Source organism: Arthrobacter sp. zg-Y1143 (genome assembly GCF_030125565.1).
In the GTDB taxonomy this organism is placed as follows: Bacteria; Actinomycetota; Actinomycetes; order Actinomycetales; family Micrococcaceae; genus Arthrobacter_B.
In genome coordinates this window covers 16,179-35,834 of sequence record NZ_JASKLW010000002.1, presented here as the reverse complement: position 1 = coordinate 35,834, position 19,656 = coordinate 16,179, and the positions used below count along the sequence as shown (strand labels likewise).

At 67.5% G+C, this 19,656-nt stretch carries 18 protein-coding genes; 4 read left to right on the top strand and 14 right to left on the bottom strand.

The genetic code is table 11. From position 1 onward, the window contains the following. Positions 1–29: 29 nt before the first annotated feature. From QNN98_RS03305 to QNN98_RS03295, 3 genes are all read right to left on the bottom strand, one after another. A complete protein-coding gene (locus tag QNN98_RS03305; protein WP_227925498.1) occupies positions 30–524 on the bottom strand; it encodes a MarR family winged helix-turn-helix transcriptional regulator in 495 nt (164 codons plus the stop codon). 215 nt (positions 525–739) lie between these two features. Then, complete coding sequence (locus QNN98_RS03300) at positions 740–2,311, bottom strand: MFS transporter (RefSeq protein WP_283996270.1); 1,572 nt, start codon at positions 2,309–2,311, stop codon at positions 740–742. A 213-nt stretch (positions 2,312–2,524) separates the two neighbouring features. Then, positions 2,525–3,298 (bottom strand): SGNH/GDSL hydrolase family protein, encoded by a 774-nt coding sequence (locus tag QNN98_RS03295; RefSeq protein WP_227911793.1) that lies wholly within the window; start codon positions 3,296–3,298, stop codon positions 2,525–2,527. A 94-nt stretch (positions 3,299–3,392) separates the two neighbouring features. On the opposite strand from QNN98_RS03295, the gene QNN98_RS03290 reads away from it, so the two are divergent. Next, complete coding sequence (locus QNN98_RS03290; RefSeq protein WP_227911794.1) at positions 3,393–4,355, top strand: diacylglycerol/lipid kinase family protein; 963 nt, start codon at positions 3,393–3,395, stop codon at positions 4,353–4,355. A 10-nt stretch (positions 4,356–4,365) separates the two neighbouring features. Here QNN98_RS03290 and QNN98_RS03285 read toward each other — a convergent pair whose 3' ends face one another. Then, positions 4,366–5,199 carry a M23 family metallopeptidase gene (locus QNN98_RS03285; RefSeq protein WP_283996269.1) on the bottom strand — a complete coding sequence of 278 codons (834 nt, stop codon included), beginning with the start codon at positions 5,197–5,199 and terminating at the stop codon, positions 4,366–4,368. Positions 5,200–5,480: 281 nt separating this feature from the next. Here QNN98_RS03285 and QNN98_RS03280 point away from each other — a divergent pair, with 281 nt between their 5' ends. Further along, positions 5,481–6,188 (top strand): hypothetical protein, encoded by a 708-nt coding sequence (locus QNN98_RS03280; protein WP_283996268.1) that lies wholly within the window; start codon positions 5,481–5,483, stop codon positions 6,186–6,188. On the opposite strand, the gene QNN98_RS03275 is transcribed toward QNN98_RS03280, so the two are convergent. The 8 genes from QNN98_RS03275 to QNN98_RS03240 form a co-directional block, all read right to left on the bottom strand. Further along, positions 6,140–7,228 carry a FecCD family ABC transporter permease gene (locus QNN98_RS03275; RefSeq protein ID WP_283996267.1) on the bottom strand — a complete coding sequence of 363 codons (1,089 nt, stop codon included), beginning with the start codon at positions 7,226–7,228 and terminating at the stop codon, positions 6,140–6,142. The two genes, QNN98_RS03280 and QNN98_RS03275, sit on opposite strands and share 49 nt — an antisense overlap. Further along, positions 7,225–8,355 carry a FecCD family ABC transporter permease gene (locus QNN98_RS03270; protein WP_502864556.1) on the bottom strand — a complete coding sequence of 377 codons (1,131 nt, stop codon included), beginning with the start codon at positions 8,353–8,355 and terminating at the stop codon, positions 7,225–7,227. Before QNN98_RS03270 ends, QNN98_RS03275 begins: the two co-directional genes overlap by 4 nt. Beyond that, positions 8,339–9,367 (bottom strand): iron-siderophore ABC transporter substrate-binding protein, encoded by a 1,029-nt coding sequence (locus tag QNN98_RS03265; RefSeq protein WP_283996266.1) that lies wholly within the window; start codon positions 9,365–9,367, stop codon positions 8,339–8,341. The genes QNN98_RS03270 and QNN98_RS03265 overlap by 17 nt, the downstream gene beginning before the upstream one ends. Before the next feature lie 90 nt (positions 9,368–9,457). Then, a complete protein-coding gene (locus QNN98_RS03260) occupies positions 9,458–10,456 on the bottom strand; it encodes a siderophore-interacting protein (RefSeq protein ID WP_227912402.1) in 999 nt (332 codons plus the stop codon). 113 nt (positions 10,457–10,569) lie between these two features. Further along, entirely contained in the window at positions 10,570–11,475 is a 906-nt protein-coding gene (locus QNN98_RS03255) for an ABC transporter ATP-binding protein (protein ID WP_283996265.1), read from the bottom strand. Position 11,476: 1 nt separating this feature from the next. After that, complete coding sequence (locus QNN98_RS03250; RefSeq protein ID WP_283996289.1) at positions 11,477–12,448, bottom strand: FecCD family ABC transporter permease; 972 nt, start codon at positions 12,446–12,448, stop codon at positions 11,477–11,479. Between the two features lie 89 nt (positions 12,449–12,537). Beyond that, positions 12,538–13,569 carry a FecCD family ABC transporter permease gene (locus QNN98_RS03245; protein WP_229958324.1) on the bottom strand — a complete coding sequence of 344 codons (1,032 nt, stop codon included), beginning with the start codon at positions 13,567–13,569 and terminating at the stop codon, positions 12,538–12,540. A gap of 184 nt (positions 13,570–13,753) precedes the next feature. Next, positions 13,754–14,782, bottom strand: coding sequence for a glutathione S-transferase family protein (locus QNN98_RS03240; RefSeq protein WP_283996264.1), 1,029 nt, complete (start codon positions 14,780–14,782; stop codon positions 13,754–13,756). A gap of 128 nt (positions 14,783–14,910) precedes the next feature. On the opposite strand from QNN98_RS03240, the gene QNN98_RS03235 reads away from it, so the two are divergent. Further along, positions 14,911–15,957, top strand: coding sequence for an NAD-dependent epimerase/dehydratase family protein (locus QNN98_RS03235; RefSeq protein WP_283996263.1), 1,047 nt, complete (start codon positions 14,911–14,913; stop codon positions 15,955–15,957). Between the two features lie 9 nt (positions 15,958–15,966). Here the strand turns inward: QNN98_RS03235 and QNN98_RS03230 are convergent, their stop codons facing one another. Further along, positions 15,967–16,947: an NAD(P)/FAD-dependent oxidoreductase gene (locus tag QNN98_RS03230; protein WP_283996262.1), complete on the bottom strand. Its 981-nt coding sequence runs from the start codon at positions 16,945–16,947 to the stop codon at positions 15,967–15,969. Between the two features lie 69 nt (positions 16,948–17,016). Between QNN98_RS03230 and QNN98_RS03225 the strand changes: the two genes are divergently transcribed. Continuing rightward, positions 17,017–18,372 (top strand): APC family permease, encoded by a 1,356-nt coding sequence (locus QNN98_RS03225; protein ID WP_227925524.1) that lies wholly within the window; start codon positions 17,017–17,019, stop codon positions 18,370–18,372. A gap of 121 nt (positions 18,373–18,493) precedes the next feature. Here the strand turns inward: QNN98_RS03225 and QNN98_RS03220 are convergent, their stop codons facing one another. After that, positions 18,494–19,570, bottom strand: a complete 1,077-nt coding sequence (locus QNN98_RS03220) for a YihY/virulence factor BrkB family protein (protein WP_227911805.1) — start codon at positions 19,568–19,570, stop codon at positions 18,494–18,496. Between the last annotated feature and the right edge of the window lie 86 nt (positions 19,571–19,656).

The following is a 19,656-nucleotide window of genomic DNA, read 5'->3' as shown; positions in this document are numbered from 1 at the left end:
CCGCGCGGGCACGGCACAAGCGGAACTGACTAGGGCCGCTGGCAGGGGCCCAGGATGCCGTTGCCGGGATTAATCCGCGTGAGGATCTTCTTGCCTACCCGCTCCAGGTCCTCTACGTCCTGCTCGGTGAGCCCGTCAAAGACCACGCTGCGGACCGATTCCACGTGGTCCGGCGCCAGTGCCTTGAGCGCGGCCATCCCCTCATCGGTCAGCGACGCAGTGGTCACCCGGGCATCGTCGGGCGACGGCGAGCGGGACATCCAGCCGCGCTGCTCGAGTTTCTTGACCACGTGCGACAGCCGGGACAGGGACGCGTTGGAGCGGGCAGCCAGTTCGCTCATGGGCAGGCAGCGTTGCTCGGACTCGGAGACCATGGCCAGGACGTGGTAATCGAAGAGGGTCAGCCGGGCACGGCGGAAAAGATCGGCGTCGAGGGTGGCGGGCAGCAGGCTGGAAACGGCATACAGGGCAAGCCAGGCCTGCCGCTCCTGGGGGCTGAGCCAGCGGGGGCTGTTTTCGGTCATGCCGGCTGTCCTCTCGTCAATGGTTTACCTTTCAATCATCTCAGGCTTCTTCCCCCGCTCCTACCACCGGCGCAATCCGGGGCGTTAAACCAGTGCTGCCGGGCCGGCGCGACGCGGGCGGCCGGCAGGGGCCCACCCCGGGGGGGGGGGGGCGCGGGCGGGGGGGCGCCCCGCCAGCCGGGGTGCTGCTGTTACTGCTGTTACTGCTGTGCCAGCTAGCGGCCCGCGGGTTCTGCAGTTGCCGCGCCGTCGCCGTCACGCTCCGTGCCGAGTGTCTCAAAGGGCAGCGAGTCAACGTCCAGATTGGGGTTCTCATCCTGCCCGGCTACCAGCTCGTATGCCTCGGCCTCAGTGTCCACGCTGGGCATGGACCCCGGCATGGGCCGCTGCGCGGATTCCTTCATGAAGATCACCGCAATGGCGCCGGCCACTGAGGTGAACATCAGCCAGTACGCCGGGGACATGTCATTGTCCGTGAGGGCGATCAGGCCCTGCATGATCAGCGGAGCGGTACCGCCGAAGACGGCGGTGGCAACGTTGTAGGAGATGCCCATGGCGCCGTACCGGCTGGAGGTCTGGAACAGGGAAGGCAGCGTGGCGGCCAGGTTGCCCACATAGAAGGTCACCGGGACGGCGAGCAGCAGCAGGCCCAGCAGCGTAGTGGCAACCGGACCCTGGCCAATCAGCATAAAGGCAGGAACAGCCAGCACGATGGTGGATCCGGCACCGATCCACAGCACGGGGCGGCGGCCGATCCGGTCCGACAGCTTGCCGGCGAGCGGAATGCACAGGGCCATAACCACCAGGACGGGAATGGTCAGCAGGGTGCCGTGGATCGGATCGTAGCCCTTGGAATCAGTCAGGTAGGACGGCATGTAGGACGTAAGTGCGTAGCCCACCGAGTTGACGGCGGCCACGAGGACCATAGCCAACACAATCGGACGCCAGTAGGCGCGGAAGATTCCCATGGTGCCCAGCGACTCGGTTTCGTCACCGGCCTTAGCGCTGGCTTCCTGGGCGTCCAGCGTGGCCTGGAAAGCCGGGGATTCTTCGATTTTCAGCCGGAAGTAGATGGCGAAGGCACCCAGCGGTCCCGCAATAAGGAAGGGAATGCGCCAACCCCAGCCCACCATGTCGGACTCGGAGAGCAGCAGCTGCATCACCGAAACGACGGCGGCACCCAGGGCAAAGCCCATGTAACTGCCAAGGTCCAGGATGCTGGCCAGGAAACCCCGCCGCTTGTCGGAGGCGTATTCCGAAACGAAGGTGGTGGCACCGGCATACTCACCGCCGGTAGAGAAGCCCTGCAGCAGCTTCATCAGCACCAGCAGGATCGGAGCCCAGATGCCGATGGTGTCGTAGCTGGGCAGCAGGCCGATGATGAACGTGGACGCGGCCATCATGATCAGCGTCATGGCCAGGGTCTTCTGCCGGCCAATGCGGTCACCAAGGCGCCCGAACACGACGCCGCCCAGCGGGCGGGCAATGAAGGTGGCCGCGAAGACACCCAGGCTGAAGAGCAGCTGCGCATCCTTGTCTGCGTCGGACAGGAAGACGGCACCCATGGTGACGGCGAGGTAGCCGTATACGCCGACGTCGAACCACTCCATGGTGTTGCCGACGACGGTTCCGCCCACTGCCTTTTTCATCATGGCCTTGTCGACCACGTTGACGTCGTCAAACTCCAGCCTGCGCCGCCTCAGCGGTGGTATCCGCAGCTTGCGGGCCCTTGCCTTGGCGGATGATTCCGGGGTTCCGGAAATGTGGGGCGGTGCATCTTTCGACATGTCGGCCTTCCCTCGATGAAGTCAGCTGCTGGGAACAGAAGCAGCCGCCCGGCGCCAAATAGGGCCGGGCAGACCTACAAGTTTAGGAAAATCTCCTGGCCACACCGAATCGAAGGGGCGGATTCCGCCGGTTTTACGCGGCAGGGAAGGCGATTCAGCCCAATAAACAGGGGACTTATCTTCAGTTATGTGATTTGGCCCATAACCGCCGGTTCAGGCAGGCAGCGGTGGGTGTGTCAGCTCTGGATAACGGGCAGTGAGGTTGTCTCCGGAGGAGACGCCGCGCAGTCTGCGGCTCACCCAGGGGCCAAGGTAAACACGAGCCCACTGGGCGTCCCGGCGCAGCTGTTCCACCCGGTTGCGGGAGGGCAGGTTCTCCAGTTCCGGCACGTCGATTGCGTCGGTTCCGCGCAGCACTTCCAGGACCTTCTTGGCGGTGAGCATATGACCGGCGGGAGACATGTGGATCCGGTCCACCGCCCAGTAGCGTTCGTCCTGGAGCTCCCGCATCCGCCAGTAGTCCACCAGCACGGCCTCGTTCTTCTCCACGATTTCCCGCACCAGCTCGTTGTACACGGCTGTGCGCCCCCGGGTCCGGCCGATGACCGGTGCGCTGCCCGAGTCGAACCCAGTGAAGACCATCACCGCTGCGCCGCTGGAGCGCAGCTTCGCGATGCCTCCTTCGTAGGCAGCCACGATGGCGTCAATGTCCACCTTCGGGCGCAGGATGTCATTGCCGCCGGCGTAGATGGTGACCAAGGTGGGAGACATGGCAATAGCCGCATCCACCTGCTCGTTCAGGACCTGGTGCAGCTTTTTGCCCCGGATTGCCAGGTTCGCGTACCCCCAGGAGCTGTCGGCAAGCACCAGCTGTTCGGCAACCCGGTCCGCCCAGCCCCGCACACCGTTGGGGCGGGTTTCATCCTCATCCCCCACACCTTCCGTAAACGAATCCCCCAGGGCCACATATCGTTGCGTAAAGTTCACCACCACAGGTTACAAGCTCGGACCCGGGCCCTTTCACCACACCCCCGGGCTAGACTCGGAGCGGAACAGTTCGCATGCTTACGATAAGGACACCATGACCAGCCAGGAACCACAGAAGCGCCAGCGCGCCGCTGTCATTGTGAACCCCATCAAGAAAACGGACTTCGACGTGCGCGTCCGCGTGGCCGAGATCTGCGCGGACGAAGGCTGGGAGGAACCGCTGTTCTTCGACACCGAGGCGGAGGACCCGGGGCATTCCATGACCCGCAAGGCGATGGAGGCCGGCGTGGACCTGGTCATCGCCGCCGGCGGCGACGGCACCGTCCGCTGCGTGGCTGCCGAACTGGCCGGCACCACCTTCCCCATGGGACTGCTGCCGCTGGGCACCGGCAACCTGCTGGCACGGAACCTCGACATCGGCGTCGACGATCCCGAGCAGGCGGTCCGCGCCGCCCTGAACGGCACCGAGCGGCGCATCGACGTCGTGCACGTGACCGTTGACGAGAACGTGGACAGCGACACGTTCCTGGTGATGGCCGGACTGGGCTACGACGCCGGCATGATGGCGGACACCAAGGACGCCCTCAAGGACAAGATCGGCTGGCTGGCCTACGTGGATGCCGGCATCCGCAACCTGCCCGGCAAACCGGTGAAGACCACCATCTCGATTGACGGCGGCAAGCCGATCCAGCGCCGGCTGCGCAGCGTGATGGGCGGCAACTGCGGCAAGATCACCGGCGGACTGGAAATTTTCCCCGGCGCCCGCCTCGATGACGGCCTGCTGGACATCCTGACCCTGGCTCCGAAGGGCAAGCTGGGCTGGTTCGGTGTAGTGACGGGACTGCTGCGCCGCGGCAAGGGCAGCAGCACCGCCGTGGAGTACTACCAGTGCAAGCGCGCGGAGGTGTGGGCCGAGTCCCCCTTGGACTTCGAGATGGACGGGGACCACCTCGGCAGCGCCACGCACATCCTGTTCGAAACGGAGTCGAATGCCCTGCGCATCCGGATGCCGTACGGCAAGAAGGATCCGGCAGTCCTGAGCAACCCGGTGCCGTAGCCCGCCCCGGCTACAGCCAGCCCATCGGGTCTTCGTAGGCTCCGTGGCGCAGCACCTCGAAGTGGAGGTGCGGGCCGGTGGAGTTGCCGGTGCTGCCCACGCCGGCAATGACCTGCCCCGCTTCGACGGTCTGGCCCACTCCAACGTCAATGCTGTTGAGGTGGTTGTAGGTGGTCTGCAGGCCGTCTCCGTGGTCAATGACGATCCGCAGCCCGCCGCCGCCGGTGGTGTGCCAGCCCGCTTCCACCACGGTGCCGGCGGCAGAAGCCTTCACCGGAGTGCCGGTGCCCGCACCGAAGTCGGTGCCGGTGTGGAACTCCAGGGCACCCGGCGCCAGCGGATTCTCGCGGTAGCCGAATGGAGACGTGACGGGGGCGTCGTCCAGCGGAGCCACCGGTCCCTGCGGGACGGGCACGGAAACTGCTTCCGTGCCCCCGCCTGCGGGCCCGGCCTGCGCCGCCGGGGCGGCCGGGCCGGTTCCGGACTCAGGTGCCGCCGGTGTCGCAGCCGCGGCTTCAGCGCTCAGCGACGCAACCACTGCCTGCCGTTCCAGCTGCAGCTCCGGTTCGGCGGAGCCTGCCGCCCCGCCTACCAGGCCGGCAATAACGACGGTGGCGGCAACCCCCAGCGCTCCGGTCCGGTTCGCCGGGGTGTCGTGCTCGTGGATCCAGTCCTTCGCCTGGATACGCAGGTCGCGGGGCTTGCGGGTGGCCGCGTGCGCTCCCCGGGGGCGCCGTTCCACCAGGTCGCGGGCCCGGTCCCGGACGTTATGCATGGTGCGGAGCAGGATCCGGCCGGAGACGGTTTCATATGCCTGTGCGGGTTCAAAAAAGTGCTCGGTCAACAATCACCTCAGCGTGAGTATTGGTCAAGGACTCTTCATGCACCGGACCCTTGTCCGGGTCCCTGTCTATGCATCGGGCCTGGTGTGCCTTCTACACCGGCCATATTTCGATTCTAGGAAGGGCGGTGAGCCCATTCGACAATATGTGGGCAATCCCAAATTCCTGCGTGACCGGTGCCCCTGCTCCTGTGTCCGCCGTCACGGACCGGTTGCAGATGGATTAGCATCACTAGCGCAAGTGCCTGCCGTCGACGGCGGGCCGAACCATCCGGGGGATACTCATGCGGCCGCATCACCTGTTCTTCGTCAGCGCCGGCACCTTTGCTGCAGCCTGGCTCGTCCTGTCCTACTGCAACGCTCCCCGGTTCGGTCCGGCCGTGGTTGCGGTGATCGTGGTCCTGACGCTGTGGACCTGTGGTTATGTGCTGAACAACCGGCGCGCCGCACGGGCCGCCGGCATCCGGCTGCAGGGCCGGAGGGCTGACCACCAGGTATTGGTCAACCGCTCCCCTGCACAGTTCGCCGAACTGCTGGACACCGTTTTTGGCGCGGTTGGATCGTATTACCGCGGGATCCAGGAGGTACCCGGAGGCGTCTTTACGCGAGCCCGGAACCGCACGGTGCTGGCGAGCGAACCTTTGTTCGTGATGTCCGCGCCCGGCCCTGACGGCGGAACGCTGGTGCGGGTTGCCGCGGAACACCCCAAGGGCACCTTGAACTGGGGAGAAGCCAGCCGGCAGGTCCGGCTCCTGCTGGGTGAACTTTCCAAGTGGGACGCCTATGTGCGCGACAACGCAAAGGCGGATCCGCTGCCCTTGCCGCACGCACCGCTGGAACTGAAGCCGCTGCCGGCAGGGTATTCCGAGCTGGCGCTGCCGGCGGAGTACCCGGAGCCCCTGGCGGATGAGGAGGATTGGGGCCTGGATGAGGAGGATTCTCCTCAGAACAAGCCTTTCCGGGCTTCGGTCCACAAAAGCCAGCCCAAGTAGAGGCTGCCCAGGCCCGCGGTGAAAATCCCCACGGGCAGGGCCGGGCCGACGTCGATCTGCTGCACGGTGAAATCGGACAACGTCAGCACCAGGGCACCCACCAGGGCGGGGGCAACGACGCCGGGCGAGGAAGTCCCCAGCAGCCGCAGCGCAATCTGCGGGGCCACCAGGGCCACAAAGGCCACCGGCCCGCAGACGCTGACGGCGGTAGCGGCGAGTACCACGGCCAGCAGCACGGCCACCGTCCGGGTCCGGTCCACCCGGACGCCGAGGGATTCGGCCAGCTCATCGCCAAGGGCAACCAGGTTCAGGCGGCGCTGCAGGGCTGCAGCCGCGGGCAGCACCACGGCCACGGCAATCCCGATGGTGGCAACGTGGGACCAGGACCGGGATGCCAGGGATCCGTTGAGGTAGAACGCCAGCGTCTGGGCCTGCTGCTCGCCCAGGGTCGTCATCGCCAGCGAAGTCAGCGCGGAAGCGACGGCGGAAATGCCGATGCCGGCCACAATCATTTTCCCGGGCCGGGCAAAGCCCCGTCCGGTGCTCAGCCAGACCAGGGCCACGGCCAGTCCGCCGCCCAGGATCGCCGCCACGGGGACGGGCACGTAGCCGGGCCACAGGGCGGTGGCTGCGGCGCCGGCGGCAGCGCCGCTGGTCAGGCCAACCACCTCAGGACTGCCCAGGGGATTGCGGGTGACAGTCTGGAAGAGGGAACCTGCCACGCCCAGCGCCATTCCGGCGCCCACGGCGGTCAGGAATCGGGGCCCGCGCAAACGTTCCAGGACAAAGGCGCCGCTGCCTTCCGGCGGTGACACGGCCAGGGCCAGCAGCTCGGTCCAGGACAGTCCCAGTTTCCCGGCGGTCAAAGTGAACGCACCCACCAGCAGCACGGCCACGGCCAGGAGAACGGATAGGAACAGGCTGCGCCGGCGGTACCGGATACTCAGCTTCGAGCCCAGCCGGAGGGTACGCGTGCCGCCGGGGGGCACCACACTGGACCGACGGGCCGCAGCGGGTGCGACCCGCGTCCGGGCGCTCATGCGACGGCCCGCATCCGGCGCACGGCCAGGATCAGCAGCGGTGCACCGAGCAGGGCGGTCACGACGCCGGTGAGCAGTTCCCCGGGCTGCGCCGCCAGGCGGCCCAGGACATCGGCGAACAGCAGCAGTGCCGGGCCGGTGAGGGCGCTCAGGACCAACAGCCAGCGGTGGTCCGGGCCCGCGAAGCTGCGCACTATGTGCGGCACGGCCAGGCCGACAAACCCGATGGGTCCGACGGCGGCGGTTGCGGAGGCGCACAGCAGTGTGGCGGCCAGGGCGCCGGTGATCTTGGCTGCCTGGGGATGCAGGCCCAGCGACGCCGCCGCTTCCTCCCCCAGCGCCAGCGCGTTCAGTGACCGGCCGGTTGCCAGGGCCGCGGCCAGTCCCACGAGGAAGAACGGCAGGACGTCTTGGGCCTGCTCCAGGGTGCGGCCGCTGAGGGACCCGACGGCCCAGAACCGGTACATGGCGAAAACGTCCGGACGCGTCAGGGCAACGGCCTGGATGTAGGACATCAGCACCGCGGACACCACCGTGCCGGCCAGCACCAGGCGCACCGGGGTCGAACCCCGCCGGCCCGAGGACAGGCCGTACACCACGACGACGGTAAGCAGCGCGCCGGGCAGGGCCAGCCATACATTGGCGCCGGCCGCGCCGGCCCCGAAGAACGCCATGCCGGTGACCATGGCCGCGGCGGCACCGGCGTTAACGCCCAGGATGCCCGGGTCCGCCAGCGGATTGCGTGTCAGGCCCTGCATGATCACCCCGGCCACGGCCAGTGCTGCACCGGCCATGATGCCCAGGACGGTGCGCGGGATCCGGCTGGCCACCACGTCATCCGCGTAGGTGCTGCCGGTGCCGGTGAGCTCGGTCCACAGGGAGGCAGCCACCTCGCCGGGACTCAGCTGATGTGCTCCCACTGCCAGGCTGGTTCCCACGGCCAGGACCAGGAGGGCTGCACCCGCACAAAGCAGCACCGCCCCGCGGCCCGCGCCAACGGACGCCCGCCGGGCCGGTGCGGGCCCCGCCGGAGCGCCGGGAGCGGCCGGTGCTGATGCACCGGCCGCTGCGGGGTCCGCGGCTTCCGCCCGGACCCCAGGCGGAAGCGAATCAGCCGACCTTGGCAACTGCTTCTTCGATCATCGGTTCGAACCGATCCAGGACCCACGGGACGCTCAGCGGGGTGAGGAAGCTGGAGCCCATGCCTACCTGGCGGTCCAGGTTGCGGACCACGGAGTCGCGTTCCACGGCGGGAATCGAGGCGAACAGCCGCTGTTCCTCGGTGCGCTGCTGCTCGGCGTCATCGTTGTACCAGGTGAACAGCACGTCCACGTTGTTGAGCTTCTCGGCGTTTTCCAGTCCCAGCTCGGAGGTGAAGCTGCCTTCGCTCGAGGGAATGTCCTTCACCTCGGGCGCCACGGTCATGCCCAGAGCGGTGAGCATGTCCACGCGCGCGTCACCCTCGTTGTACAGCACCAGGGAACCGGGTGCGCCGCCGCCCCACACATAGGCGAAGGTCTTGCCGGCAAATTCGGGGTGCTCCGCGGCGCTGTCGGCCAGGGACGTCTTGATACCGGCTACCGCTTCCTCTGCGGCCTCCGGCTCGCCCAGCGCCTTCCCGATCACCGAAATCTGGTCATCCCAGTCGATGTTCCAGGCCTTTTCGGGGTAGGCAACCGTGGGCGCCAGGTCATTGAGGATGTCGAAGTCCTCCTGCGTGATGCCCGAGTTCGGGGCCAGGATCAGGTCCGGTTCCAGCGCCACGATCGCATCAATGTCGATGTCGGTGCCGCCGGTGAAGGTGGCAGGGATGTCGTCGCCCCGTTCCTCGATGGCTTCGGTGACCCACGGGTAGTTGCCGTGCTCGTCATTGCCCCAGGTGACTTCTTCCACGCCTACGGGGGTGGTGCCCAGCGCGACGGCGGTGTCTGCGGATCCCCAGCCGATGGTCACCACGCGTTCGGGCTTCTTTTCGATGACGGCCTCGCCCAGCGCGGATTCCACCGTCACCGGGAACTGCGCGGACGCCGTACCGGATTCTTCGGCCGGGCTCGAGTCCGAAGCCTCGGCACCGCAGCCGCTCAAACCGAGCAGGAGCGCGGGAACCGCCAGCAGGGCGGCCTTGGGGGCACGTTTCATGTTTTGTCCTCTCAGAAGTCCGGCCCGCCGAACGGCGGGCCGGTAAAGCTAAAAACGGGGTGGAGCGGGCCGGCGGGTCCGCCGGCAGGGCTAGGACTCGGCGCGTCCCTTGCGCCAGTAGCCCATAAAGGCCACCTGCTTGCGGTCAATGCCGACGTCGCGGACCAGGTAGCGGCGCAGTCCGCGGACCACGGCCGCCTCGCCGGCAATCCAGGCATAGAAGGGCAGGGCACCGGAAGGGGCGTGTGGATTGGGGGTGGCCTGCACGGCGGCCGGGTCCAGGCGCTGCGGGGTCTCCCACAGGATTGCCTCGTCCACGTTGATTTCCTCCGGTTCCGACAGCGCCGGCCGCTGGCGGAACGGCACGCCGTCAGCGGTTTCCACCGAGGCCCAGCCCGGCAGTGCCACGGTCTGCCGCACCGCGGCGTCGAGCAGTTCACCGTGGGGCCGGTTACCCCGGGCCAGCCAGATCATCTGCACCCCGGAAGCGGTGCGGACCGGCTGGCGGTCAGCGGTGGAAGGGATTTCCATCAGGGCGTGGCCGGTGACATCTTCGGGCAGGGATTCCAGGATGGCGGTGATGGCCGGGACGGCGGTTTCATCGCCGGCCAGCAGCACATGCCGGGCCATCCCCGGGCGCCATTCAATGCCGCCGTAGGCTTCGGCGGTCACGCACTGGGCCGCGTTGGGGCCGATGATGCATACCCGGTCGCCGGGCTGCGCGGCAGCGGCCCAGCTGGAGGCCGGCCCGCCATTGCCGTCTTCGTCGAAATGCAGCACGAAGTCCACGTCGATCTCCGGCTCCGGGCCGGTGCAGCGGGCACCGCGGACGGTGTAGGTACGCATGCAGCCGCGGGTGGCCGGGTTCAGCTTCAGCCAGTCCTGGTACCAGCCGGCCGATAGCTCAGACAGGTCCGGCAGCGGCAGCGAGGTGCCTTCGGCGTCCACGCAGGGCACAATCACCTTGATCCGCAGGTCATGGGTTTCACCGGAGATGCCGAAGTCGGACAAGCAGGCCCCTGCGAAGGTGATGCGCTGGAAGTTGGCCCCCAGCCGGACAATCCGCTTCACCTCGACGTCGAAGGACATTACCGCCCCGGCAGTGCGTGCCCGGCGCGGCCGGACGGGTGCGGTACCGGCAGGCACAGCCGCGTCAGCCGGCACAGCCGAGGCAGCCGTGGCCCCGTTGGTGGAACCATGGGTCATGATGCTGCCTCCAGGCGTTCGGTGGGGCGGCGGTCCGCCGGGTTGGGCATATACCCCTGCGACGGTTCCGGTTCCGGTTCCGGCTCCGCCTCCGGTTCCGGCTCCGGTGCCGCACTGTGGTGGCGGCCCAGGGGAACCACCATGGGCGTGCCGGACACCGGGTCCGGAATCACGCGGGAGGACAGGCCGAAGACGGTGCTGACCAGGTCCTCGCTCACCACATCTGCGGGGGCTCCTTCGGCGGCAATCCGGCCGTCCTTCATGGCCACCAGGTGGTCCGCGTAGCGGGCGGCCAGGTTCAGGTCATGCAGCACAATGGCCACCGTGGTGCCGGCGCGCCGGTTCAGGTCGGTAATCAGGTCCAGCACTTCAATCTGGTGGGTGACGTCCAGGAAGGTGGTGGGCTCGTCCAGCAGCAGGATGTCCGTTTCCTGCGCCAGGGCCATGGCAATCCAGACCCGCTGGCGCTGTCCGCCGGAAAGTTCGTCCACGTTCCGTGCCGCCAGGTCCACGGTGTCCGTGGCGGCCAGCGCGGCGGCGACGGCGGCGTCGTCGTCGGCGCTCCACTGCCGGAACCAGCCCTGGTGCGGGTAGCGGCCGCGGCCCACCAGATCCGCCACGGTAATGCCCTCCGGTGCCGTGGGGGTCTGCGGAAGCAGGCCCAGGGTCCGGGCCACCTGGCGGCTGGGCACCGAGTGGATGTCCTTGCCGTTGAGGTAGACCGTGCCGCCGGACGGCTTGAGCAGCCGGGCCAGCCCGCGCAGCAGCGTGGACTTCCCGCAGGCGTTCGCGCCCACGATGATGGTGATCTTGCCCGCGGGCAGGGTCAGCGAAAGGGAATCCACCACCTTGCGCTCGTCGTACGCGAGCTCCAGTTTCTCTGCGGAAAGAAGGTTCTCCATGTCAGCCTCCTTGGCCTACGCGGTTTGACGTGACCAGCAGCCACAGAAGGAAAGGTGCGCCCAGCGCCCCGGTGACGACCCCTACGGGCATGGTGACGCCCGGGATGAGGTTGGCGCCGGCAAAATCGGCGGCGAGGACAATGCAGGCGCCCACCAGCCCGGCCGTGAGCAGCGTGGTTTCCCCGTGCATCAGGCGGCGGGCAATGGGCCCGGAAAGGAACGCGATAAAGGCCACCGGACCGGCGGCGGCGGTGGCGACGGCGGCCAGGGCCACCGCCGTAATGATCAGGGCCAGCCGCGCGGTTTCCACCCGGATGCCCAGCCCGGCGGCGGCGTCGTCGCCCAGTTCCAGGCCGCGCATGCTCCGCGCCAGGACGGCCGCGGCGGGCAGCAGCACCAGCAGGGACACCGCCAGCACGGCGGCGCGGTCCCAGCTGCTGTTGTTCAGGGACCCGTTCAGCCACACCAGCGCCTCGGACGCGGTCCGGATGTCGGTGCGGGTGAGCAGGTAGCTGACCAGGGCCTGCATCACGGCGGCGAAGCCGATGCCCACCAGGACCAGCCGGTAGCCGGCCACTGAACCGCGGCGGGCCAGCAGGTAGATGGCCAGCGCCACCACCAGCGCGCCGACCAGGGCCACAACGGACACAGTGGTTCCGGCGGCGCCGAAGAGCACAATGGCAGCCACGGCGCTGGCGCTGGCGCCGTAGCTGATGCCGATCACGTCCGGGCTGGCCAACGGGTTGCGCAGCAGTGTTTGGAACACCGTTCCGGCAATACCGAAAGCCACTCCGATCATGGTGCCGATCACCGCGCGCGGCAGTTTGCTCTCCATCAGGATGTAACTGGCGCCGGGGATCTGCTCGCCGAACAGGATGCGGAAGAAGTCTGGAATGGTGAAGGTGTAGGTACCCAGCAGCACGTACACCGCGAAGAGGACCAGCACGGCGGCGGCCAGCAGCGAGGGCACCAGGACCCGGCGGCGGCGGGACTGTTTCCGGGCCGCGCGGACGGCTCCGGCTGCTGCGGCGGGAGCCGCCGGGCGGGTGTCGACGGCGGCGCTCACAGTTCAGCCAGCTTCCGGCGGCGGACCAGCCAGATGAACACCGGTGCACCGAGCACGGCGGTGGTGATGCCCACCGGGATTTCGCCCGGCGGGAGCAGCACCCGTCCCACAACGTCGGCCACGACCAGCAGTGCCGGGGCCAGCAGCATGGAGAAGGGCAGGATCCAGCGGTAGTCCGGGCCGGTGAAACTGCGCACCATGTGCGGAATCACCAGGCCGATGAAGGCGATGGGACCGGCGGCGGCAGTGGCGGCACCGCACAGCAGCACCACCCCCAGCGCGGTGATGCCGCGGCTGAGTCCCACGCGCTGGCCGAGGCCGCGGGCGACGTCGTCCCCCAGGCTCAGCCCGTTGAGCGCCCGGCCGGCAAACAGGGTGATCAGGGCGCCGATGGCCAGGAACGGCAGCACGGACAGGATGGTGTCCCAGTCCCGGCCGGAGACACTGCCCACCCGCCAGAACCGGAACGTGTCCAGGGTCTGCTGGCTGGAGACCAGCACGGCACTGAGCGCGGACATGAGCCCGGCGCTCAGGGCGGCGCCGGCCAGGGCCAGCTTCACCGGGGTGGCGCCGTCACGGCCCATGCTCGCCACCACGTAGACCACGACGGCGGCCAGCGCCGCACCGGCAAGGGCGAACCAGATGTAGCCGGTCAGGTTGGTGATGCCGAAGATGTAGATGCCCAGCACCACCGCGAACGCGGCGCCGGCGTTGACGCCCAGGATGCCCGGGTCCGCCAGCGGGTTGCGGGCCACGCCCTGCATGGCTGCGCCGGCCAGGCCCAGGGCAGCGCCGGTAACCAGGCCCAGGACGGTGCGGGGAATGCGGGAGGAGACCACGGCGTGGTCTCCGTTGGACGGATCGAAGTTGGTGAGCGCGTCCCAGACCGTGGCCAGCGGGACAGGCCGGGCGCCGATGGCCACTGAGGCGGTGCAGGCCAGGACCAAAACCGCAATGGTGAGCAGCAGCAGGGCCGTGCGGGTGCCGGGTCCGCGCCTGCCGTGCGGGGTACCGCTGCCCGGGACCATTGTGCCCGGGGACCCGTTGTCCCGGGCCGTGGCGGAGGGTGCGCGGGAAGGAACGCCGGCAGGGCGTGCGGCAACGCTCACGTAGGCACCTCCCCTAAGCAGCAGCAATTTCTTAAGTAAGGCTAGCCTATGCTCGGGTGCTTTAAGAAACGTTTGTGTTGCGTATTAGGAAGCGCCCGGCGGCCTAGTTCCCGGCCCCGTGCCCGGGGGCCACCCGCTCGGAGTCGCGTACCGGTCCGGGCGGTGTTCCGTTGCCGAACGGGCGCCCGCCCAGCTCCTCGCGTCCGTGCTCGGAAAGCCAGTTGGACAGGTCCGGTCCCTTGGGGATGATCCCGGTGGGATTGATGTCCTCGTGGACCACGTAGTAGTGCGCCTTGATCTGCTCAAAGTCCACCGTGTCGCCGAAGCCGGGGGTCTGGAACAGGTCCCGGGCGTAGCCCCACAGCGCCGGCATTTCGGTGAGCTTGTTCCGGTTGCACTTGAAGTGCCCGTGGTAGACCGGGTCAAAACGCACCAGCGTGGTGAACAGCCGGACATCGGCCTCGGTAATGGTGTCCCCCACCAGGTAACGCTGCTTCGAAAGCCGGTCCTCCAGCCAGTCCATCGCCGCCCACAGCCGGTCATACGCGGCGTCGTAGGCTTCCTGCGAACCGGCGAACCCGCAGCGGTACACACCGTTGTTGACCTCGGTGAAGATCCGCTTGTTCACGGCCTCCATTTCCGCCATGTGCTCGGCCGGCAGCAGGTCCGGGGCCCCTTCGCGGTGGAAGTCCTTCCACTCGGTGGAGAAGTCCAGGGTGATCTGCGGGAAGTTGTTGGTCACCACCGCACCCGTAGGGACGTCCACGACGGCGGGAACGGTGATGCCGCGCTGATAGTCGGGGACGCGCTTGAAGAAGGCCTCCTGCAGCCGTTCGATGCCGAGCACCGGGTCCCTGCCGTCCGGATCCAGGTCGAAGGTCCAGCTGCGGGCGTCGTGGGTGGGGCCGGGCAGGCCCAGGGAAATGGCGTCTTCGAGTCCCAGCAGGCGCCGGACAATGATGGTCCGGTTGGCCCACGGGCAGGCCCGGGCCGCGATCAGCCGGTACCGTCCGGACTCCACCGGGTAGCCGTCCCGCCCGTCGCGGGTGATCCGGGTTTCAATGTAGTTGGTGTCCCGGGTGTACTCGGTTCCACCGGTCACGTAGGAGCCCTTGGTGCTGTGCGAAGTCATACGCTCACACTAGCCCCTGAACCCTGAGCTGCGAACGGCTTCCGAAGGGCCGCCCCGCTGCCGGAAATCCGGTGCGGCGGTAGAGTCGAGTGCAATGCAGCCGGCAGTGCGACGGAAGGACTTTGACCATGCGAGTAGCCGTAATCGGGGCCACCGGAAACGTGGGGACCGCCGTTCTGCGCCGGCTGGCGGAGGCCCGCCAGGAACTCGGAGAGCTGGAAGTGGCGGGAATCGCCCGCCGGATCCCGGACACCACCCAGCCTCCGTACGACGGCGTCGAGTGGCACAGCATCGACGTCGGCGACACGGCCAACGTGCCGGAACTGACCGAAGCGCTGCGCGGTGCCGACGCCGTGATCCACCTGGCCTGGCTGATCCAGCCCAACCGGGATGAGGCGGAGCTGCACCGGGTCAACGTCCAGGGCACGGAAAACGCCCTGGCTGCGGCTGCGGCAGCAGGCGTGCGGCAGTTTGTCTGCGCTTCCTCCGTCGGAGCGTACAGTCCCGCCCCCAAGGACCGGCTGACGGATGAAACCTGGCCCGCCCGGGGCATTGCCAGCTCCCACTACAGCCGGCACAAGGGCGAGCAGGAGGCCCTGCTGGACCGGTTTGAACTGGAGTACCCGGAAATTCCGGTGGCCCGGCTGCGGCCCGGACTCATCTTCTCCTCCGACGCGGGCAGCGAAATAGGGCACTATTTCATTGGCCGGTTGATCCCCAAGTTCTTCCTGAACAAGCTGTCCCTGCCGCTGATCCCGCTGCCGGATTCCTTCATTTTCCAGGCCGTGCACGCCGACGACATTGCGGACGCCTACTGGCGCGTAGTGGACCAGCGGGCCGAGGGAGCCTTCAACATTGCAGCGGATCCGATCATCACCCCTGAGCTGCTCGCCGGCATGCTGGGTGCCAAACGGGTCTTGAACGTGCCGGTGAAACTGGTCCGCGCCGTCGTCGGCCTCACTTGGGCCGCGCACCTGCAGGCCACCGATCCGGGCTGGGTGGACATGGCCGCCGGGGCCCCGGTCATGGACACCACCCGGGCGCGCGAAGTGCTCGGCTGGCGGCCGCGCCGCACCTCCCTGGAAGCCCTGCAGTTTGTGCTGGACGGGATGAGCGCCGGCGACGGCGTGGCCGGCTCCCCGCTGCTCGCCCCGCGCAGCCGGGCCCGGAGCTAGCGGGTACGGCTAGAGGGCTTCGCGCACGGCGGCTGCCTCAACCGGACCCACCGGGCGCGGGCCGTCGCCGTCGCCGCCTACAGCCAGGCCAAGGTCCTCTTCGAGGAGCTTGGCGTTGACCACCACGGCCAGCCGGTAGGCATCTCCGGCGGCGGCCACCACCTGCGCGGAGGGATCCGTGGCGTTTCCCACCGCCCAGATCCGTTCCCGGCTGGTACGGCCGAGCTCGTCGGTGACAATGCAGCCGTCGTCGTCCAGGTCCAGGTCCGCTGTGAGGTCCGCGTCCAGTTCGGCCTCCGGTTCCAGGAACAGCGCCTCGCACCGCAGAGTGTGCCCGTCCGCCAGTTCCAGGCCGGTCAGGGCGTCGTTTTCGATTTCCAGGCCGGCCACCTCGCAGTCGATTACCCGGATGCCCATGGCGGCAAGCCCGCGGGCGTCCTCCTCGCCCACTTCGAGGCCGGCCTGCAGGACCAGCGTCACGTCGTCGGAGAAGGTGCGCACGAGCTGCGCCTGCTGGATGGAGGTTTGCGCGGTACCCAGCACGGCCAGCACCTTGTCCGCGTTTTCGTAGCCGTGGCAGTAGGGGCATTGCAGCACGTCCCGGCCCCAGCGTTCCCGCAGCCCGTCAATCTGGGGCAGGACGTCGCGCAGTCCCGTGGCCAGCACCACCTGCCGTCCGCGGAAGTCCCGGCCGTCGGTGGTCCGCACGCTGCCGTCGGCCGCCACCCGCGCCACGGTTGCTTCCACCAGTTCCACGCCGTACCCGCGCACCTCGGCCCGGGCCAGCTCCAGCAGTTCCGCCGGCGGCACGCCGTCCCGGGTCGGGAAGCCGTGGACGTGCCCGGCCGGGGCGTTGCGTGGGCTGCCGGCGTCGATCACCGCCACCCGGCGCCGTGCCCGGCCCAGGACCAGGGCCGCCGTCAGGCCGGCGATTCCGCCGCCCACGATCACTGCGTCATACGTGGAAGAAGAGGTTGCGGGAGTGCTCATAGACAATATTTCTACAGGATCCGCAGGGAATCATCAGCATTCTTAGTATGTTGTCTAAACTTTCCTTTTATGGGAGAAACCACGCAGGAAAAACCTGCATCCAAACTCAAGCAGGGCATCACCGGCCCCATGCTCTATCTGTTCATCCTCGGCGACGTGCTGGGGGCAGGAATCTACGCATTGGTGGGCGATGTTTCCGTGCAAGTCGGAGGCGCCATCTGGGTTCCGCTCGTGGTTGCCCTCGTGCTCGCGATGCTGACCGCAGCCTCTTACGCGGAATTGGTCACCAAATACCCCAAAGCCGGCGGTGCTGCAGTGTTCGCCCAACGGGCCTTCAAGGTGCCGGCCATCTCGTTCCTGGTCGGTTTTGCCATGCTGGCTGCCGGAGTGACCAGTGCCGCAGGCCTGTCCCAGGCCTTCGCCGGCGACTACCTGAAGTCCTTCCTGGACGTCCCCACGGTGCCGGCCGCCATTGTGTTCCTGCTGCTGGTGGCGCTGCTCAATGCGCGCGGCATCTCCGAGTCCGTCCGCAGCAATGTGGTGATGACGGTTATCGAGGTGTCCGGCCTGGTCCTGGTGATTGTGCTCGTGTCCCTGATGGTGGGCAAGGGCGAGGGACACCCCGAGCAGATCACGCAGTTCCCGGCGGATACGAATCCTGCTCTGGCTGTCCTGGCGGGCTCCATCCTGGCGTACTACTCGTTTGTAGGGTTTGAGGTTTCAGCCAACATCGCCGAAGAGGTCCGCGATGTCCGGCGGGTCTATCCCCGGGCCATTTTCGGCGCCATGCTTACCGCCGGGCTCATTTACGTGCTGATCGGCATCGCGGCGTCCATCGCCCTGCCCACCAAGGACCTCTCCGGTTCCACGGGGCCGCTGCTGGACGTTGTCAGCGCCACCGGCTTCGGCATCCCGGACTGGATCTTCAGCGCGATTGCCCTGGTAGCTGTGGCCAACGGCGCCCTGCTGACCATGATCATGTCCTCGCGGCTGGTTTACGGCATGTCCGAGCAATCGCTGCTGCCCGAGGTCTTCAGCAAGGTGCTGCCCAACCGCAAGACTCCGTGGGTGGCCATTGTCGCCACCACCGCGGTGGCCATGCTCCTGACCCTGACCGGCGGGGTGGCCGCGCTGGCCGAAACCGTGGTCCTGCTGCTGCTCTTCGTTTTCATCAGCACCAACGTCGCGGTGATCGTGCTGCGCAAGGACAAGGTGGAGGAAAAGCACTTCCGCACCCCCATCGTGCTGCCCTACCTTGCCATTGCCTCCTGCGTCCTGCTGCTCACCCAGCAGAGCGGTGACACGTGGCTGCGGGCAGCTGCCCTGATGGCCGTTGGCCTGGTGCTGTACTTCGCCCGCCGGTTCTCCAAGGGCAAGAACCTGGGCACCCGGAACCACGGCGGCGCCAAGGACACCGGGCACTAGCCCACCCGGCACCTGCTGCACTTTGAAACGTCCAGCCGGGCCCCTAAAACAAAACCGCCCCCGGACCAGCTGGTCCGGGGGCGGTTTTTTAGGTCGGGCGTGCCAGGGCTAGCCGGGCAGGTCAGTCCTCGTGCAGGTCGTCGTCGTAGTCCTTGCCGGCGTGCTGCTGGCGCAGCTTGCGGCCCTCCGCGATGTCTTCCTCTTCCTGTTCCTGGCGCTTCTCCGTCTGGCGGGTGTCGCGCGGGGGAAGCTGCACGGATTCCTCGGCCTGGATACCGGCCTGGAGTTCGCGGCCGCGTTCCACCTCGGCGTCGAACTCGGCACCGAAGAGCAGGGACACGTTGGCCAGCCAGATCCACAGCAGCAGCACTATCACGCCGCCAATGGCACCGTAGGTGGCGTTGTAGTTGCCGAAGTTCGAGACGTAGAAGCTGAAGCCCGCGGTCACAATCGCCAGGATCACCAGGGCAATCAGCGAGCCCATGCTCATCCAGCGGAACTTGGGCTGCTTCACGTTCGGGGTGGCGTAGTAAAGGACCGCGATAATCAGAACTGCGAAGATCAACATGACCGGCCACTTGGCGAGGTTCCAGACGGTCACCGCTTCACTGCCCAGGCCGATGACGTTGCCGATGGCTTCGGCTATCGGGCCGGAGATCACCAGCATCAGCAGCAGTGCCGCCGCCATGAGGACCAGGATCAGGGTCACGAGCAGCTGGGTGGGAAGCAGCTTCCAGGCGGGCCGGCCTTCATCCACTTCGTAGATGCGGTTCATGGAACGGCCAAACGCCTTCACGAAGCCGGAGGCGGACCACAGGGCGCCGAGAATACCGACAATCAGCGCGAGTCCGGCGGTGCTGGAGGTGGTCAGCTGCTTAATGGGGTCTTCAAGGACCGATGCAGCGTCTGACGGCGCGAACTGCTTGACGAAGTCCAGCAGTGCATTGGTGGTGCTTTCCCCCTGACCCACCAGACCGAGGATGGAAACCATGGCCAGCAGTGCCGGGAAGATCGCCAGGACCGTGTAGTAGGTCAGTGCCGCGGCCAGGTCGGTGCACTGGTCCTTGGAGAACTCGCGCACCGTCTTCTTGAGGATGTATTTCCAGCTGGGCTTGGAGACCTCGGTCGGTTTGTCCGGTTTGCTTGCATCGTCGGGACTTGGTGCTGTCTCGGCTTTGCTGTTGGTGTCCTGCGCCACTACGGCCTCCTGGGTGAATCGATGTCAGATCCCCATCGTATTTGTAAGTGTCCTTAGTAACAAAGGGGCACCACAAACAGGCCGGC

Coding starts and splice junctions, on each gene's coding strand:
- QNN98_RS03255 (WP_283996265.1), bottom strand. CDS start 11,475: ATGGAGAACCTTCTTTCCGCAGAGAAACTGGAGCTCGCGTACGACGAG.
- QNN98_RS03225 (WP_227925524.1), top strand. CDS start 17,017: ATGGGAGAAACCACGCAGGAAAAACCTGCATCCAAACTCAAGCAGGGC.
- QNN98_RS03290 (WP_227911794.1), top strand. CDS start 3,393: ATGACCAGCCAGGAACCACAGAAGCGCCAGCGCGCCGCTGTCATTGTG.
- QNN98_RS03280 (WP_283996268.1), top strand. CDS start 5,481: ATGCGGCCGCATCACCTGTTCTTCGTCAGCGCCGGCACCTTTGCTGCA.
- QNN98_RS03305 (WP_227925498.1), bottom strand. CDS start 524: ATGACCGAAAACAGCCCCCGCTGGCTCAGCCCCCAGGAGCGGCAGGCC.
- QNN98_RS03240 (WP_283996264.1), bottom strand. CDS start 14,782: ATGACTTCGCACAGCACCAAGGGCTCCTACGTGACCGGTGGAACCGAG.
- QNN98_RS03260 (WP_227912402.1), bottom strand. CDS start 10,456: ATGTCCTTCGACGTCGAGGTGAAGCGGATTGTCCGGCTGGGGGCCAAC.
- QNN98_RS03300 (WP_283996270.1), bottom strand. CDS start 2,311: ATGTCGAAAGATGCACCGCCCCACATTTCCGGAACCCCGGAATCATCC.
- QNN98_RS03235 (WP_283996263.1), top strand. CDS start 14,911: ATGCGAGTAGCCGTAATCGGGGCCACCGGAAACGTGGGGACCGCCGTT.
- QNN98_RS03265 (WP_283996266.1), bottom strand. CDS start 9,367: ATGAAACGTGCCCCCAAGGCCGCCCTGCTGGCGGTTCCCGCGCTCCTG.
- QNN98_RS03275 (WP_283996267.1), bottom strand. CDS start 7,228: ATGAGCGCCCGGACGCGGGTCGCACCCGCTGCGGCCCGTCGGTCCAGT.
- QNN98_RS03245 (WP_229958324.1), bottom strand. CDS start 13,569: ATGGTCCCGGGCAGCGGTACCCCGCACGGCAGGCGCGGACCCGGCACC.
- QNN98_RS03230 (WP_283996262.1), bottom strand. CDS start 16,947: ATGAGCACTCCCGCAACCTCTTCTTCCACGTATGACGCAGTGATCGTG.